Here is a 16,107-nt window from a genome sequence, read left to right as displayed (position 1 = left end):
GGAATACTTGTTTCAACTTCAATTTAAACTGTGATCGGTCAATAAATGCCATTTGCACGTTGCAGGCTTCGAACATAGGCGATGATTTGTTTCACCTCGCCCTGTGTGATGCCCTCTACCGGTGGCATATCGCCAAATTGCCAATGATGAGCACGGACACCTTGGGTTGCGGCGCGCAAAAACGATTCATCGCCATGGTGGTTTGGTTCGTAAATAATATGCACGAGCGGCGGGGCGTTTTCAGTACCACTTGCGTTTGTGCCATGACATTGCGCACATTTGGCGTCAAAGAACGTTTTACCCATCACAGCAGCACCCGTCAGAGTTGGAATTTCCATTGCCGCTGATTGTTGTTGATCTGGCGTTGTTGTGCTTGGTTCATTGGTGAACATCAAAACAGCAATCAACATTGCAAAAACAAGCCCCGTAAGTGTCAAAATCGAACGCATTTTTCATTTCCCCTGAGAAAGTTCATTTAAGATCGGGCAATCGGGTCGGTTATCACCCGCACAATGTTTCATCAGATGGGAAAGCGTATCGCGCATCGCCGAAAGTTCGATAATTTTTTGATCAATCGTTGCAACATGCGCTTTGGCGATGGCCTTAACATCCGCGCTGGAACGTGCGGTATCGTCATAAAGTGCGAGCAGGTTGCGGCAGTCCTCGATTGAAAAACCTAATCCACGTGCCTTAGCCAAAAAGTTAAGTTGATGAAGCGCTGTTTCGCCAAACACACGATATCCGTTCGCTGCGCGGTTTGGCGTGACCAATCCGATGTCTTCGTAATAACGGATGGTCTTTTCCGGTAATCCTGTGTGATCCGCCGCTTGTCCAATGTTCATATCATGCTCCGTTTGTTGTGCCGATGAAACGAAGGCGCAATGCATTGGTCAGCACAAAAATGCTGGATAACGCCATCGCGCCCGCTGCCAGCACGGGTGATAATAAAATACCAAAGGCTGGGTAAAGCACCCCCGCCGCCACAGGGATCAACAGGATGTTATACCCAAACGCCCAAAACAGATTTTGGTGAATGTTGCGCATGGTGTGTTTGCTGATCTCAATCGCGTTTACAACCCCCATCGGATCACCATTCATCAGCACCACGTCGCCGGTTTCAATGGCCACATCCGTGCCTGTGCCAATCGCAATGCCAATATCAGCGGATGCAAGGGCGGGCGCATCGTTGATGCCATCGCCAACAAATGCAATCGTTTGGGCGTCACCGCGCAGTGATTGCAATGCGTCAACTTTGCCGTCTGGCAATACCTCTGCAACGATATGATCGATCCCAAGCATCGATGCAATTGCATTTGCGGTTTCATGGTGATCGCCCGTAATCATCGCGGTTTTGATCCCCATATCATGCAACATCTGAATTGCGTTTTGCGCAGTGGGCTTGATCGGATCTGATACAGCAATGATGGCGGCGAGCGTTTCATCAACCGCAACATAGATCGGCGTTTTACCATCAGCGGCCAATGAATTTGAATGTTCGCGCAAATTGCTTGTTTCAATTCCATTGCTTTCCATTAACCGCGCTGCGCCGATCAATATGCACCGATTGGAAACGTCACCCGTAACGCCCATCCCGGTCAGCGATTGAAAGTTTTTGGATTGATCAAATTTTATGTCATGATCTTGTGCATGTGTAACAATCGCGCGCGCGATCGGATGCTCCGATACACATTCAACACCTGCCACCCATGACAACACATCGGATTGCGAAAATCCATTGACCACATGAATGTCGGTAAGCATCGGGTTCCCAAGGGTCAGCGTACCCGTTTTGTCAAACGCGATCATATCGACCTGTTGTAATGTTTGTAATGCGCCGCCTTGGCGAAACAATACGCCCATTTGCGCCGCACGACCCGTGCCAACCATAATTGAAGTGGGCGTGGCCAAACCCATGGCACAGGGGCAGGCAATGATTAACACCGCAACACCTGCGACCAGCGCATTGGTGATACTGGGCGTTGGGCCAAAGATGAGCCATATACCAGCAGTGAGCAATGAAATCATCAAAACGGCAGGAACGAACCACGTTATTACTCGATCTACGATGTCTTGGATGGGCAGCTTGGCACCCTGCGCCTGTTCCACCATTTTGATAATCTGCGCCAACATGGTTTTGTCGCCTACAGCGGTGGCGCGATAGGAAAACGTGCCATTTTCATTGATTGTGCCACCGATAACGGGTTGATCTGATGATTTTTTGACGGGCGCAGGTTCGCCCGTGATCATGGACTCATTTACATATGACTGCCCATTGATAACCACGCCATCGGTTGCAATCTTTTCACCTGGGCGGGCGTGGATAATATCATTTAACTGAATATCTGTGATTGGGATATCGATCATCGCTCCGTCGCGCTCCACGCGTGCCATCTTGGGTGACAATGCGATCAATGCGCGAATAGCAGATCCCGTTTGCCCCTTGGCGCGGGATTCTAACCAACGGCCAAATAGGATCAGCACAACAATCACGGCGGCGGATTCAAAATAGACGTTATTGGCGTTGTTTGGGAGGGTTTGCGGTGCAAATGTTGCAACCGTTGAAAACAAATATGCAGCACCAGTTCCCATTGCGACAAGTGCATTCATTTCAGGTGCACCGCGAAACAGGGCGGGGATACCTTTGGTGAAAAAACGCAATCCTGGACCAAACAAAATGATAGAGGTTAGCGCAAATTGAACCATGCGCAGGGTTTGTGTGCCGATCCATGCATTTAGATAATGATGCACGCTGGGAAAAATATGCCCGCCCATTTCCATTACAAACACGGGCAGAGCCAATACCGCCGCGAACATAGTCATGCGTGCCAGCTCTTGCATTTCTGATGTCTTATCAATCAACTTGTTGTTGGTTTTCGCGGTGGCTGGATATCCCATTGTAGTGACGATTTTTGCAATCGCTGTAGCGTCTGTTGATTGTTCGTCAAACGTAACGTTTGCCGTTTCGGTCACCAAATTCACAACGGCACGCGAAACGCCGTCTGTTCCCAGCAACGTCTTTTCCACACGCCCAACACAAGATGCGCAAGACATGCCGTTAATTTGAAGCTCGATTGTCTGTGTCATGGCCAAAACCTTTGGAGTTGATAGCCTCGATATAATCCTTCCAGTTAATGGAAGGTCAAGCTATTAAATGTTCACAATACGATGAGCACAAAAAACGCCGCTCAAATTAATGAACGGCGATTGGGAGGAATGTTTTTATCGTTTTACTTGGGCAAAAGAACCTTGTTGATCACATGGATCACACCGTTTGATTGGTTCACATCGGCGATGGTTACACGGCTAGCGTTGCCGCTTTCGTCATAGATGTAAACATTGCTGCCTTTTACTTGTGCTGACAATGCGTCGCCTGATACGGCCTTGAAGTGGAAAAAGCCATCTGGGCTTTTGCGTGCAGCGGCAACGATATCAGCGGCGGACCAATCACCAGCAACAACATGCGATGTCAGAACCTTGGTCAACGTGTTTTTATTTTCTGGTTTTAACAATGTTTCAACCGTACCAGCGGGCAGGGCAGCAAATGCATCATTTACAGGTGCGAATACGGTAAACGGGCCGTCTGATTGCAATGTTTCAACCAAACCAGCGGCTTGAACCGCGGCCACCAATGTTGTGTGATCTTTTGAATTGACTGCGTTTTCAACAATGTTCTTGTCTTCAAACATTGGTGCGCCACCAACCATTGGGTTTTCAGCGAATACAGCAGCTGTTGACAAAAGTGTTGATGCAGCGAATGCGGCGATAATGCGTGTGGTTTTCATAATCTCTCTCCTTGTGGGTGCCGCCCTTATTGGCAGCTATGAAGTATCCACGGAGTGGTGTTCAAAAAAGTTTCAACAAAAGTCGATTTTTCTAAAACCGCATAAAAAAGGCCCCCCAAGTTTCCTTGAGGGGCCTTCACGGTGTGTAATGATTACATTTTCGGTGTTAACACCGCATCAATTACGTGGATCACACCGTTTGACTGTTTAACGTCAGCAATCGTCACTGTCGCTTTTGTACCGTTTTCATCTTCAAGGATCATGTTGCCGTCCTCATATGATGCTTGCAATGTGCAACCGCCCAATGTTGGAACTGGGTGTTTGCCGCCATCATCCTTGATCATGCCTTGCAATGCATCGGCCATCACGGCCTTGCCCACGGCATGACATGTCAGGATCGTTGCAAGTGTTTCTTTATTTTCGGGTTTCCACAATGTTTCCACAGTGCCATCTGGCAATGCATCAAATGCCGCGTTCACGGGTGCAAAAATTGTGAATGGGCCTTCTGATTGCAATGTTTCAACCAGGCCAGCGGCCTGTACCGCGGCCACCAATGTTGTGTGGTCTTTGGAATTTACCGCATTTTCAACGATGTTTTTATCTTCATACATTGCAGCGCCGCCAACCATTGGGTTTTCCGCAAAAACAGCAGTAGATGTCAGTGTCAGAGCAGCAGCAGTCAAAATTGATTTTGTAAACGTCATGAGGGTGTTTCCTTTGTTGAATGCCCAACATCGTGTCGGGCTACAATGGAAACACGCAGTGTGTTCAGATTAGTTGCAAATAAATTTAATCTTTTTGATCACAGGTCTGTGATTGGGGTCACAACCAACACAGGGCCTGTTGCCTGGCCTGTTGGTGAACCGCCTAATGGTTCATCGCTGATCGCCAATGTACCACCTTTGATGGCGGCAGCATGTTCAGCCGCCAACGGTATTACACCGCGTTCTTGTTCGGGTATCACACCGAGTGATACCGCAACGGACTCACCCGCAGGAAACAGCCACAATTCCAATGATCGTCCTTCGCCCGTGGTGCCTTTGTGGCGAATGAAATGCAATTCATCATCGCCTGCCTGATACCCCGCATGGATGAACAATGTTTCATCCGCTGTGACCATATCGGCCACTTGCGTTGGGCTAAATCGGTTGAGGTTATAGCTGTAAAAACCAATCATCACCAATGCCGCCACAGCAACAGCAGATGCGATAAAGCGACGAATGCTCCAGAAATGTGCGCTGACACCGTGGGATGGTGTATTGGCGGCAAACATTTCCAATTCTATTTTCGCCTTAAGGTGTTCTGGTGGGGTGATGGGTTCAAATTCATCCGCCATTGTCGCGAAATCTTCGTCCCATTCGCGCAACGCGGCGCGCAGCGCTGGTTCGTTTAACAAGCGTTGGTCGAACGCTGCGCGTTCATCGGCATCCAACAGATGCAGAGCATATTCGCCAGCGAGGGCGAAATCGTCCTTATCTATGTCTGTTGAACCACTCATTTACTCAAACACTCTTTCAGTTTCAAAAGACTGCGACGCAGCCATGTTCGCATTGTATTTATTGGCACATCAAAACGATCTGCCAATTCTTGGTAACTGTCCCCGTTCAAGTAGGCGCCGCGCACGGCATCCGCATGACCATCGTCCAGTTCATTCAGACATGTATCTATCTGTGCACGTTCGGATGATGCAATCGCCGCCGCCTCTGGTGTGGGGCCTTGATCGCGCAAATCGGGCACATCATCGATATCTGTTGTTGGTGCTTTGCGTGCTCGCAATTTATCAATTGCAAGGTTGCGCGCCAATGTAATCAACCATGTCATCGGGCTATATCCATTTGCGGAATAGCTGCTGGATTTTTGCCATATCCTGACGAAAACCTCTTGCAACGCTTCCTCTGCATCAGCCCGATTATTTAAGATACGTAAGCAAACGCCAAAAAGTTTCGCAGATGTTGCATCATAGAGCAAAGAAAATGCATTACGATCGCCGATCCCGACGCGGGCAATCATGTTTTCAATGTCAGATACAGTGGTCATTGCGGCCTTATTTCAATATTTCCAGTGACCATAATTGACTGAATAATAAATACAAGCAAGCAGTTAGGTAAATTTGCGAAACAATTTGGTTTCATCAAACATGGATTCCAATTGCTCCATGCGTTCGCGTGTATCTGGCCAGATGATTTCTTGGACGCGGGCAATAATTGTTTCTAAAATCAACATGTTCACGATGGATGAATCCCAAGCAGATGGCACCGAAATGCGTGCGGCAAACACCAAATTGGTCAGCTTGCTAATCGGGGAAATCCATTGATCGGTGATCAAAACCACCTCGGCGCCCTTGGCGGCCGCCATTTCAACCAGCTTGAGCGTGCTGTTTTCGTATCGCCGCACATCAAACACAACGATTACATCGCCCTTTTTAATATCCAACAGGTAATGCGGCCATGCGTTTGATATGGATTGAATATGGGTCACATCGGGGCGAATAACCTGCATATGTAGGAAAAAGTAATCGGCCAACGCGTGCGTAATGCGCCCGCCAACCACATATACAGATCGTTTTTGATCCGCCAACAATTCACAGGTACGATCAAACACATTGGTATCGATTTGATGGTATGATTTGCGAATATTGGTCATCACCGCATCGGTAAAGCGGTTTAAAATATGCGTATCGGGCGCATTTTCGGCCCAGCGATCATGTTTTTCAATTGGGCCCGAAATTTTGGCGGCCAGCTCTTTGCGTAATTGCGCCTGAAACTCTGGAAATCCTTTGAAACCAAGTTTTTGCACCAATCGCGCAACGGATGGAGTGGACACATCGGCTTTTTCCGCCAGTTCGGTGATCGATCCCAATCCAGACACGGGATAGTTTTCCATGACCACATTCGCCAATTGGCGTTCGGCACGCGTGAGGCTGTCAAAATATTGGGTCAGCCGATCTGAAATGTTATTTGATGCCATAAAATCAGTCTCCATATTGAACATATATCGACATTACTTTTCTTTTTGAAGAGAAATTTACAGAAATCATTTGACAGGTGACCCAAGACTGAACAGAATTTTACAAAACACGGGACAGGGGAATCAACTTGGGACAGCGACAGCACGATCATGCGCATGGCGAAACGGTCAATCCGGTTGCGGTGATAAACCCAACGGGTGCATCGCGTATTGTTTTTGTGTGTGAACATGCCAGCAACGCGATCCCAGAAACCTATCGCGGGCTTGGTCTGTCGGAAACTGACAAAACATCCCACGCCGCGTATGACCCAGGTGCGCTTGGCGTTTTGAACAGCTTGGTTCGTGAATTTGATGCGGTTGGTGTTTATGGCACGGTGTCGCGGTTGGTCTATGATTGCAATCGTCCACCAGAAGCGCCAAGCGCCATGCCCGCCAAAAGCGAAAAAATCGTTATTCCCGCAAACGAAACATTGTCACAAGACGAACGCGATGCGCGCACCAGCGCGGTGTACATACCATTTCGCGACACGCTGTCCGATGCAATCGCGCAAAAAGGTGAGCAGGGGATTGTGGTGACAGTTCACAGTTTTACACCGACATATTTTGATCAACCACGGCGCGTTGAAATCGGCGTTATCCACGACAAAGATGCGCAACTGGCCCGCGAATTTGTCAAAACGCTTCAAAATGATGGCACATATATCAGCGAGTTAAACGAGCCATATTCACGCGATGATGGGGTGGCACATACGTTAAACCTGCATGGCACGCAAAACGGATTGCAAAATGCAATGATCGAGGTGCGCAATGATTTAATCACCAACGACGCAGACCAAGAAAAAATGGGGGCCTATTTGGCACAGCATTTGCGCGAAACATTCGCCACACTTGGCATCGATTTAAACGAGGCCACAGCATGATTAACCTTGCCCGAGGCTTTGTTAAAGTTGTGGATGCAATCAATTATCGTATTGGCCGAGTGGTCATGTACGGCATTTTTGTTATGGTTAGCGTGCTACTTTGGTCATCCATTTCCAAAACATTCTTCCTCCCGTCACTCTGGACGTTAGAGGTCGCACAGTTTTGCATGGTGGCATATTATATCCTTGGCGGGCCGTATTCCATTCAGATGGGATCAAATGTGCGTATGGATTTGTTTTACGGCGAATGGTCGGATCGCAAAAAGGCACAGATTGATTGCATCACCGTGTTTTTCCTGATCGCGTATTTGGGCATCATGCTTTATGGCGCGTGGGATAGCACGGCATATTCGCTTAAATACAATGAGCGAAGCCCAACCGCATGGCGACCATATTTATGGCCGATTAAAATCACCATGTGCATCGGAATATTCTTGATGTTGCTGCAAGCGATATCAGAGCTGATCAAAGACATCTTTAAGATAAAAGGGGTGGCTTTGTAATGTCGCACGAAATGATTGCCATTGTGATGTTTTCATCGATGATGCTGATGCTGTTTACAGGTCAGCGTGTGTTTGGTGCGATTGGTGCCGTGGGCGCGATTGCGGCCGTCACATTATGGGGCACGGGTGGTTCCGACATTCCGTTTTCATCGGCGATGAAGTTGATGAAATGGTATCCATTGTTAACACTGCCAATGTTTATTTTCATGGGCTATGTCCTGTCCGAAAGTAAAATCGCAGATGATCTTTATAAGATGTTCCATGTCTGGATGGGGCCAATCAATGGCGGACTTGCCATTGGCACCATTGGGTTGATGGTTTTGGTATCTGCGATGAACGGATTATCTGTTGCGGGTATGGCAATTGGCGCCACGATTGCGCTGCCTGAATTATTAAAACGCGGATATGATAAACGCATGGTCACAGGGGTGATACAGGCCGGTTCATCGCTTGGTATCCTCGTGCCGCCATCTGTTGTGCTGGTTCTATATGCCATGATCGCACGTCAACCTGTGGGGCAGCTATGGCTCGCGGGTGTTGTCCCCGGCTTGATGATGGCGACGATGTTCATTATTTACATCGCCGTGCGCTGTAAAATCAACCCAAGCCTTGGCCCTGTTTTACCACCAGAAGAACGCACAGTTTCAACCGCTGAAAAACTACGCTTGTTACGCGCTGGATTATTGCCACTGGTGATCTTTGCCGCGATGATGGTGCCGTTTGTGAACGGTTGGACATCACTGGTCGAAAGCTCTGCCATTGGTGCCATGACCGCATTCGCCGCCGCCGTGTTAAAGGGGCGCATGACCAAGGCGGTGTTTGAAACATCTGTGCGCCAGACGCTAGCGATTTCATGTATGTTTATGTGGATCATTCTGGCCGCCCTTGGGTTTGGTGCGGTGTTTGATGGGCTGGGTGCCGTACGGGCGATTGATAATCTGTTCACCGAACAATTGGGGCTGGAGCCGTGGATGATTTTGGTGCTGATGCAGCTATCGTTCCTGTTGATGGGGACATTTTTGGATGACACCGCGATGTTGGTGATCGTGGCGCCGCTATACGTGCCATTGGTTCAAGCGCTCGGATTTGATTTGGTTTGGTACGGTGTTCTCTATACCATCACGACACAGATCGCATATATGACGCCGCCCTTTGGCTATAACCTGTTTTTAATGCGTGCAATGGCGCCCAAGGAAATCACGCTACGTGATATTTACGGGTCCATCCTGCCGTTTGTGATGATTATGGTTTTGGCACTGACACTGATTATGCTGTTCCCACAAATCGCGTTGTGGCTGCCAGAATATGTTTACGGGAAATAATAATAAGACTCGCAACGAGCATCACCGCCCTTTGGGCATAACAAGCAAAATAGGAGAGTGAAGATGACAACAAGACGTAAGTTTATCACCAGTGCCGGTGCCGGAGCCGTGGGCGCAAGCCTTGCAGCACCCGCGATCGCGCAATCCAAAATCACATGGCGTTTGCAAACATATGCAGGCCCTGCATTGGCCGAACATGTGGTAAAACCCGCCATTGATGCCTTTAACAAGGTTGCAGGCGATGAAATGGAAATCGAACTGTACTTTGCCGATCAACTTGTCCCAACGGGAGAATTGTTCCGCGCAATGCAAAAAGGTACAATTGATGCGGTGCAATCAGATGACGACAGCATGGCATCCCCAACAGAAGTAACCGTATTTGGCGGATATTTCCCATTTGCAAGCCGCTATTCATTGGACGTGCCCGTGTTGTTCAACCAATATGGTTTGAATGAAATTTGGGACGAAGAATATTCAAAGGTTGGTGTAAAACACCTGTCTGCGGGTTCTTGGGATCCATGCCATTTCGCAACCAAAGATCCGATCAATTCATTGGCCGATCTTAAAGGTAAACGCGTATTCACATTCCCAACCGCTGGGCGTTTCCTGACCCAATTTGGTGTGGTTCCAGTGACATTGCCATGGGAAGACATCGAAGTCGCCGTGCAAACGGGTGAACTTGATGGGATCGCATGGTCTGGCATCACCGAAGATTACACAGTGGGCTGGGCGGATGTTACGAATTACTTCCTGACCAACAACATTTCGGGTGCTTGGGCTGGGTCATTCTTTGCCAATATGGATCGTTATCAAGAATTGCCAGAACATCTGAAAGAGTTGCTGAAGTTGGCAATGGACAGTTCGCATTATTATCGCCAATGGTGGTATTGGGGTGGCGAAGCCGCATTGCGTGTCAACGGCCCGAAAATGCAACTTACCACTATTCCAGACGAAGAATGGGCAACTGTCGAAGCAGCAGCACATACGTTCTGGGATGAAATCGCAGCTGAATCCGAAACCAAGGCCAAGGTTGTGAATATATTCAAGCAGTATAACGCGGATATGGTCAAAGCAGGCCGTCCGTATCGTTACGGCTAACACTTTTTGGGCGCGCATATGATGCGCGCCCATCCACAGACAACAGGAGTTATCATGTCAGGTAACATGAGTTTAGAAACGCTAAAACCGATGGTTTTGAATGGATCAATCGACACGGTTTTGGTGTGTTTGGTTGATATGCAAGGGCGCTTGATGGGCAAACGGTTCCATGCGCAAAATTTCATCGACCATTCATGGGAAGAAACCCACTGCTGTAACTACCTGTTGGCAACAGATTTGGAAATGGCGACACCTGATGGCTATGCCTCGACCAGCTGGCAAACTGGGTATGGGGATTACGTTATGAAACCCGATATGTCCACATTGCGCATTGTGCCATGGCTGGAAGGCACGGCAATGGTTTTATGCGATGTTCTCGATCACAATACGCATCAAGACGTGCCACATTCACCGCGCGCAATTTTGAAACGCCAAATCGCACGACTGGCCGAGCTTGGCTATGTCGCGCAAACCGCGACAGAATTGGAATTTTTCCTTTTCGAGAAAAGTTTTGATGAAATCCGCAAGGATAATTTTCAAGACCTGGCACCAATCAGTGCATATAACGAAGATTACCACATCCTTCAAACCACCAAAGAAGAACACGTCATGCGCCCTTTGCGCAACTTGTTGTTCGAGGCGGGATTGCCCATTGAAAACACCAAAGGTGAGGCCGAAGCAGGGCAAGAGGAATTGAACATCCGTTATGCCCCCGCAATGGACAACGCCGATTATCATTCCATCGCGAAACACGCGACCAAAGAAATCGCATGGCAACAGGGGCACGCGGTCAGCTTTTTACCGAAATGGCACCACGAACGTGTGGGCAGTTCATCCCACGTGCATCAATCATTGTGGACATTGGATGGTGACAGCGCGTTTTATGACAAAAACGACGAACTGGGAATGACCGACACCATGCGCCATTACATGGCGGGGTTGATAAAATATGCACCCGATTACACTTATTTCCTCGCCCCATATGTGAACAGCTATAAACGCTTTGCAAAGGGAACATTCGCACCGACCAAAACCGTTTGGTCGATTGATAACCGCACCGCTGGTTTCCGCCTGTGCGGTGCAAAAACCAAAGGTGTGCGTGTTGAATGTCGCATTGGTGGTTCGGATTTAAATCCGTATTTGGCAATTGCTGCACAACTGGCAGCAGGGATCAAAGGCTTGGAAGATAAACTTGAACTGGCTGGGCCATCCATGGGTGACACATACGAAAACGATGATACAACACATATCCCGCATAGTTTACGCGATGCGACGGATTTGTTGCGCAATTCAAAAATGCTACGCGCTGCGATGGGGGATGATGTGATTGATCACTACACCCGCGCGGCCACATGGGAACAAGAAGAATTTGACCGCGTCGTAACCGATTATGAAATCAAGCGCGGATTTGAAAGAGCCTAACATGACAAACACTGTAAACTGTATTTCGCCCATTGATGGGTCTGTTTTTGCCACGCGTGACACGCTTGATCTTGCTACGGCAACCGAAGCTGTTGCAGCGGCCAAAGCGGCACAGGTTGCGTGGGCCGCACGCCCATTAGATGAACGTATCGCATTGGTACGTGCAGGTGTTGCCGCAATTGGTGATATGAACGATGAAATTGTGCCTGAAATCGCCCATCAAATGGGGCGACCGGTGCGGTACGGCGGTGAATTTGGCGGATTTAACGAACGCGCCAGTCACATGGCTGATATTGCCGCCGAGGCGCTCGCACCGATTATCGTCGAAGACAGCGCAAATTTTGATCGCAAAATCAAACGCGTTCCACATGGTGTTGTATTGGTGGTTGCACCGTGGAATTACCCATATATGACAGCAATTAACGCGGTCGCACCCGCATTGATCGCGGGCAATGCGGTGGTGTTGAAACACGCGTCACAAACCCTGTTGGTGGGTGAACGTCTGGCCAAGGCATTTCATTCGGTTGGCATCCCAGCCGATGTATTCCAAAACATGTTCTTGGGGCATGACACCACATCCGAATTAATCGCCAATGGCGCATTTAGTTTTGTGAATTTCACAGGTTCCGTTGGTGGCGGCAAGGCGATGGAACGTGCCGCCGCGGGTACATTCACAGGAATTGGATTGGAATTGGGCGGCAAAGACCCAGGATATGTAATGGAAGACGCTGATTTGGACGCGGCCGTTGATACATTGATCGATGGCGCAATGTTTAACAGTGGTCAATGTTGTTGCGGTATTGAACGCATTTATGTGGTTGATAGCCTTTATGATGCTTTTGTTGAAAAGGCCGTTGCGATTGTTAGTGCGTATAAACTTGGCAATCCATTGGATCCAGAAACCACGCTTGGCCCAATGGCGCATCTGCGTTTCGCAGAAGAGGTACGCATGCAAACCGCAGAGGCAATCAAAGCGGGTGCCAAAGCACTGATTGACCCAAAACTTTTCCCAAATGATGGTGGCGCATATTTAATGCCCCAAATCTTGGTCGATGTGGATCATTCCATGCGCGTAATGCGCGACGAAAGTTTTGGCCCTGTGGTGGGCATTATGCGCGTCAAAGACGATGAAGAGGCGATCACATTGATGAATGACAGCGAATTTGGCCTGACCGCATCATTGTGGACCCGCGATTATGAACGCGCTGAACGCATTGGTGATCAATTGGAAACTGGTACGGTTTTCACCAATCGTGCGGATTATCTTGATCCAGCGTTGTGCTGGACTGGGTGCAAAAACACAGGGCGTGGTGGGGGATTATCTGCGATTGGATATCACAACCTGACCCGTCCAAAATCATACCACATTAAGAAAGCTTAAACCGATGACAATCACAGCAAATTGGTCATATCCAACCGCTATCCGTTTTGGGGCAGGGCGCATCAGCGAAATCGCAGATGCCTGCGCCGCCGCTGGCATCAAAAAACCGCTACTTGTCACCGACAAAGGTTTGGCAAATATGGCGATCACGCAATCCACATTGGATTTGCTTGACGCTGCGGGATTGGGCCGCGCGATGTTTAGCGACGTCGACCCAAACCCAACCGAAGAAAACGTCGCCGCTGGATTGGATGTATACCGCGCAGGTGGGCATGACGGCGTTGTTGCCTTTGGCGGTGGTTCAGGTCTTGATCTGGGCAAAGTTCTTGCGTTCATGGCGGGGCAAACCCGCCCGTTGTGGGATTTCGAAGATATTGGTGATTGGTGGACACGCGCCGATCCCGACGCAATCGCACCGATTGTCGCCGTGCCAACAACCGCTGGCACAGGTTCCGAAGTGGGCCGCGCATCCGTGATTACCAATTCCATTACGCATGAGAAAAAGATCATTTTCCACCCAAAAATCCTCCCTTCCGTTGTGATCTGTGATCCTGAATTGACGGTTGGGATGCCACCATTCATTACGGCGGGGACGGGCATGGATGCATTTGCGCATTGCCTCGAAGCATATTGTTCCCCCCATTATCACCCGATGAGCCAAGGTATGGCGCTGGAAGGGATGCGATTGGTCAAGGAATACCTGCCACGCGCATTCAAAGATGGCACCGATATCGAAGCGCGCGCGCATATGATGTCTGCCGCCGCAATGGGGGCGACCGCGTTTCAAAAGGGGCTTGGTGCAATCCACGCGATTTCCCACCCAATCGGCGCGGTTCATCACACCCATCACGGCACCACAAATGCGACCGTGATGTTGCAGGTGTTGAAATTCAACAAAGACGCCGTTGCCGATCGGTTGGCGGATGCAGCGAATTATCTGGGGATCGCTGGCGGCTTTGACGGGTTTTACCAATTTGTGTCCGATTTGAACGACAGCCTTGGCATTCCAAAGAACCTGACCGAGCTTGGCATTCAAAATCCAGACATCGATGCGTTGACCAAAAGTGCGCTAAATGATCCAAGTACTGGCGGCAATCCCGTAGAAATGACATATGATAATACGAAAAAGCTGATCGAGGATTGTTTGTAATTTAGGCAAACAAAAACACCTCATGACTTCAGGTGTAGCATGTAAATTGCTGATTACATTTAATTAAACTAAAAACGCTGTTGCTCACATAACGACAACAGCGTTTTTTTGTGGGCGATGAATAAAATTTAATCGTCTTGTAAAAATTTACCATTTGATAAAATTTTAAACCTGTGCGAACCTGATTCCAATAAATTCCAGCAAAGGAGGAGGCATCGATGCCTAATTCAATAGCAACGAATGGGGTGGTCGCAGAACGTTTGGATCAACAAACGCTGGCCGACAATTTCACAGATTTGCATCCACCACTTGACGATCACGAGGCATTGGTTGCCGCGGATCGGTGTTATTTCTGTCATGACGCGCCGTGCATAACCGCATGTCCAACCGATATTGATATTCCGTTGTTCATTCGCCAAATTGCGACGGGTACGCCAGATGCATCGGCCAAAACGATTTTTTCACAAAACATAATGGGCGGCATGTGCGCACGCGTTTGCCCCACCGAAACATTGTGTGAAGAGGTCTGTGTTCGCGAAACGGCAGAGGGCAAGCCAGTTGAAATCGGGCGTTTGCAACGCTACGCCACTGACACGTTAATGGGTAAGGGTATCCACCCATTTGTGCGCGCCAAATCCACAGGCAAAAAGGTTGCCGTTGTGGGTGCTGGGCCTGCGGGATTATCCTGTGCGCACCGTTTGGCGATGCTTGGCAATGATGTTGTCATTTTCGATGCACGCGCCAAGGCAGGCGGGCTGAACGAATTTGGTATCGCCAGTTACAAATCCGTTGATGGGTTTGCCCAAAACGAATTGAATTGGTTGCTGTCCATTGGTGGGATTGAATTGAAAACAGGGCAATCGCTTGGCTCTGATATTACGTTGGATGGTTTATCGAATAATTATGACGCCGTGTTCCTTGGCATGGGGCTGGCGGGTGTGAACGCGCTGCGCGCGGATGGCGAGGACAAGGATAACGTGCTGGACGCGGTTTCATTCATTGCCGATTTGCGCCAGGCATCTGATTTATCCAAACTCAGCATCGGACGGCGAATTGTCGTTATCGGTGGCGGTATGACGGCAGTTGACGCCGCCGTGCAGGCCAAATTGTTGGGTGCAGAAGAGGTCACAATTGCCTATCGCCGTGGCAAGGATCGCATGAGCGCATCTGTTTATGAACAGGACTTGGCAACATCCAAAGGCGTGCGAATTTTGTACAATGTTCAACCCGAACGTATCCTTGGTAATGGCGCGGCTGTTGGTGTTGAATTTGCCTATATGCAAACCAAAGATGGTAAATTGATCAGCACAGGTGAAACGTTCGAACTCCGCGCCGATCAAGTCTTCAAAGCGATTGGTCAAACGTTAAACGGTGCGCCCGATGCATTAGAAATTGAGCATGGAAAAATCGCAGTCGATGAATTTGGTCGCACATCACAATCAGGCGTTTGGGCCGGTGGTGATTGCGCTAATGGCGGCGAAGATTTGACCGTAACAGCCGTCGCCGAAGGGCGTGACGCAGCAATGGATATACATGCAAGCCTGACAGCTTAAGCATTGGAA

At 49.0% G+C, this 16,107-nt stretch carries 16 protein-coding genes; 8 read left to right on the top strand and 8 right to left on the bottom strand.

Annotated elements, in window-relative coordinates:
* Positions 1–38: 38 nt before the first annotated feature.
* The 8 genes from IE094_RS01460 to IE094_RS01425 all read right to left on the bottom strand — a co-directional run bounded on the left by IE094_RS01460 (position 39) and on the right by IE094_RS01425 (position 6,749).
* Positions 39–449, bottom strand: a complete 411-nt coding sequence (locus IE094_RS01460) for a c-type cytochrome (protein ID WP_189638791.1) — start codon at positions 447–449, stop codon at positions 39–41.
* Between the two features lie 3 nt (positions 450–452).
* On the bottom strand, positions 453–842 hold the full coding sequence (cueR, locus tag IE094_RS01455; RefSeq protein WP_189638790.1) for a Cu(I)-responsive transcriptional regulator: 390 nt from the start codon (positions 840–842) through the stop codon (positions 453–455).
* A 1-nt stretch (position 843) separates the two neighbouring features.
* A complete protein-coding gene (locus tag IE094_RS01450; RefSeq protein WP_189638789.1) occupies positions 844–3,084 on the bottom strand; it encodes a heavy metal translocating P-type ATPase in 2,241 nt (746 codons plus the stop codon).
* 143 nt (positions 3,085–3,227) lie between these two features.
* On the bottom strand, positions 3,228–3,782 hold the full coding sequence (locus IE094_RS01445) for a fasciclin domain-containing protein (protein WP_189638788.1): 555 nt from the start codon (positions 3,780–3,782) through the stop codon (positions 3,228–3,230).
* Positions 3,783–3,934: 152 nt separating this feature from the next.
* Positions 3,935–4,486, bottom strand: coding sequence for a fasciclin domain-containing protein (locus IE094_RS01440; protein ID WP_189638787.1), 552 nt, complete (start codon positions 4,484–4,486; stop codon positions 3,935–3,937).
* 98 nt (positions 4,487–4,584) lie between these two features.
* Positions 4,585–5,280 carry an anti-sigma factor gene (locus tag IE094_RS01435; RefSeq protein ID WP_189638786.1) on the bottom strand — a complete coding sequence of 232 codons (696 nt, stop codon included), beginning with the start codon at positions 5,278–5,280 and terminating at the stop codon, positions 4,585–4,587.
* Positions 5,277–5,819, bottom strand: a complete 543-nt coding sequence (locus IE094_RS01430) for a sigma-70 family RNA polymerase sigma factor (protein ID WP_189638785.1) — start codon at positions 5,817–5,819, stop codon at positions 5,277–5,279. Before IE094_RS01430 ends, IE094_RS01435 begins: the two co-directional genes overlap by 4 nt.
* Positions 5,820–5,882: 63 nt before the next feature.
* Positions 5,883–6,749, bottom strand: coding sequence for a MurR/RpiR family transcriptional regulator (locus IE094_RS01425; RefSeq protein ID WP_189638784.1), 867 nt, complete (start codon positions 6,747–6,749; stop codon positions 5,883–5,885).
* 128 nt (positions 6,750–6,877) lie between these two features.
* Here IE094_RS01425 and IE094_RS01420 point away from each other — a divergent pair, with 128 nt between their 5' ends.
* The 8 genes from IE094_RS01420 to IE094_RS01385 all read left to right on the top strand — a co-directional run bounded on the left by IE094_RS01420 (position 6,878) and on the right by IE094_RS01385 (position 16,098).
* Positions 6,878–7,669 carry an N-formylglutamate amidohydrolase gene (locus tag IE094_RS01420; protein WP_189638783.1) on the top strand — a complete coding sequence of 264 codons (792 nt, stop codon included), beginning with the start codon at positions 6,878–6,880 and terminating at the stop codon, positions 7,667–7,669.
* Complete coding sequence (locus IE094_RS01415; protein ID WP_189638782.1) at positions 7,666–8,172, top strand: TRAP transporter small permease subunit; 507 nt, start codon at positions 7,666–7,668, stop codon at positions 8,170–8,172. Before IE094_RS01420 ends, IE094_RS01415 begins: the two co-directional genes overlap by 4 nt.
* A complete protein-coding gene (locus IE094_RS01410) occupies positions 8,172–9,494 on the top strand; it encodes a TRAP transporter large permease (RefSeq protein WP_189638781.1) in 1,323 nt (440 codons plus the stop codon). The genes IE094_RS01415 and IE094_RS01410 overlap by 1 nt, the downstream gene beginning before the upstream one ends.
* Positions 9,495–9,557: 63 nt before the next feature.
* Complete coding sequence (locus IE094_RS01405) at positions 9,558–10,592, top strand: TRAP transporter substrate-binding protein (RefSeq protein WP_189638780.1); 1,035 nt, start codon at positions 9,558–9,560, stop codon at positions 10,590–10,592.
* 54 nt (positions 10,593–10,646) lie between these two features.
* Positions 10,647–12,014 carry a glutamine synthetase family protein gene (locus tag IE094_RS01400; RefSeq protein WP_189638779.1) on the top strand — a complete coding sequence of 456 codons (1,368 nt, stop codon included), beginning with the start codon at positions 10,647–10,649 and terminating at the stop codon, positions 12,012–12,014.
* Between the two features lies 1 nt (position 12,015).
* Positions 12,016–13,395 (top strand): aldehyde dehydrogenase family protein, encoded by a 1,380-nt coding sequence (locus IE094_RS01395; protein ID WP_189638778.1) that lies wholly within the window; start codon positions 12,016–12,018, stop codon positions 13,393–13,395.
* Positions 13,396–13,399: 4 nt separating this feature from the next.
* A complete protein-coding gene (locus IE094_RS01390; protein ID WP_189638777.1) occupies positions 13,400–14,545 on the top strand; it encodes an iron-containing alcohol dehydrogenase in 1,146 nt (381 codons plus the stop codon).
* A 218-nt stretch (positions 14,546–14,763) separates the two neighbouring features.
* Positions 14,764–16,098, top strand: a complete 1,335-nt coding sequence (locus IE094_RS01385) for an NAD(P)-dependent oxidoreductase (protein WP_189638776.1) — start codon at positions 14,764–14,766, stop codon at positions 16,096–16,098.
* The last annotated feature ends 9 nt before the right edge of the window (positions 16,099–16,107 follow it).

This window comes from Paramylibacter ulvae, assembly GCF_014652655.1.
GTDB lineage: Bacteria > Pseudomonadota > Alphaproteobacteria > Rhodobacterales > Rhodobacteraceae > Amylibacter > Amylibacter ulvae.
The sequence above is the reverse complement of the archived record's forward strand: the minus strand, read 5'-3'. Positions and strand labels throughout refer to the sequence as shown.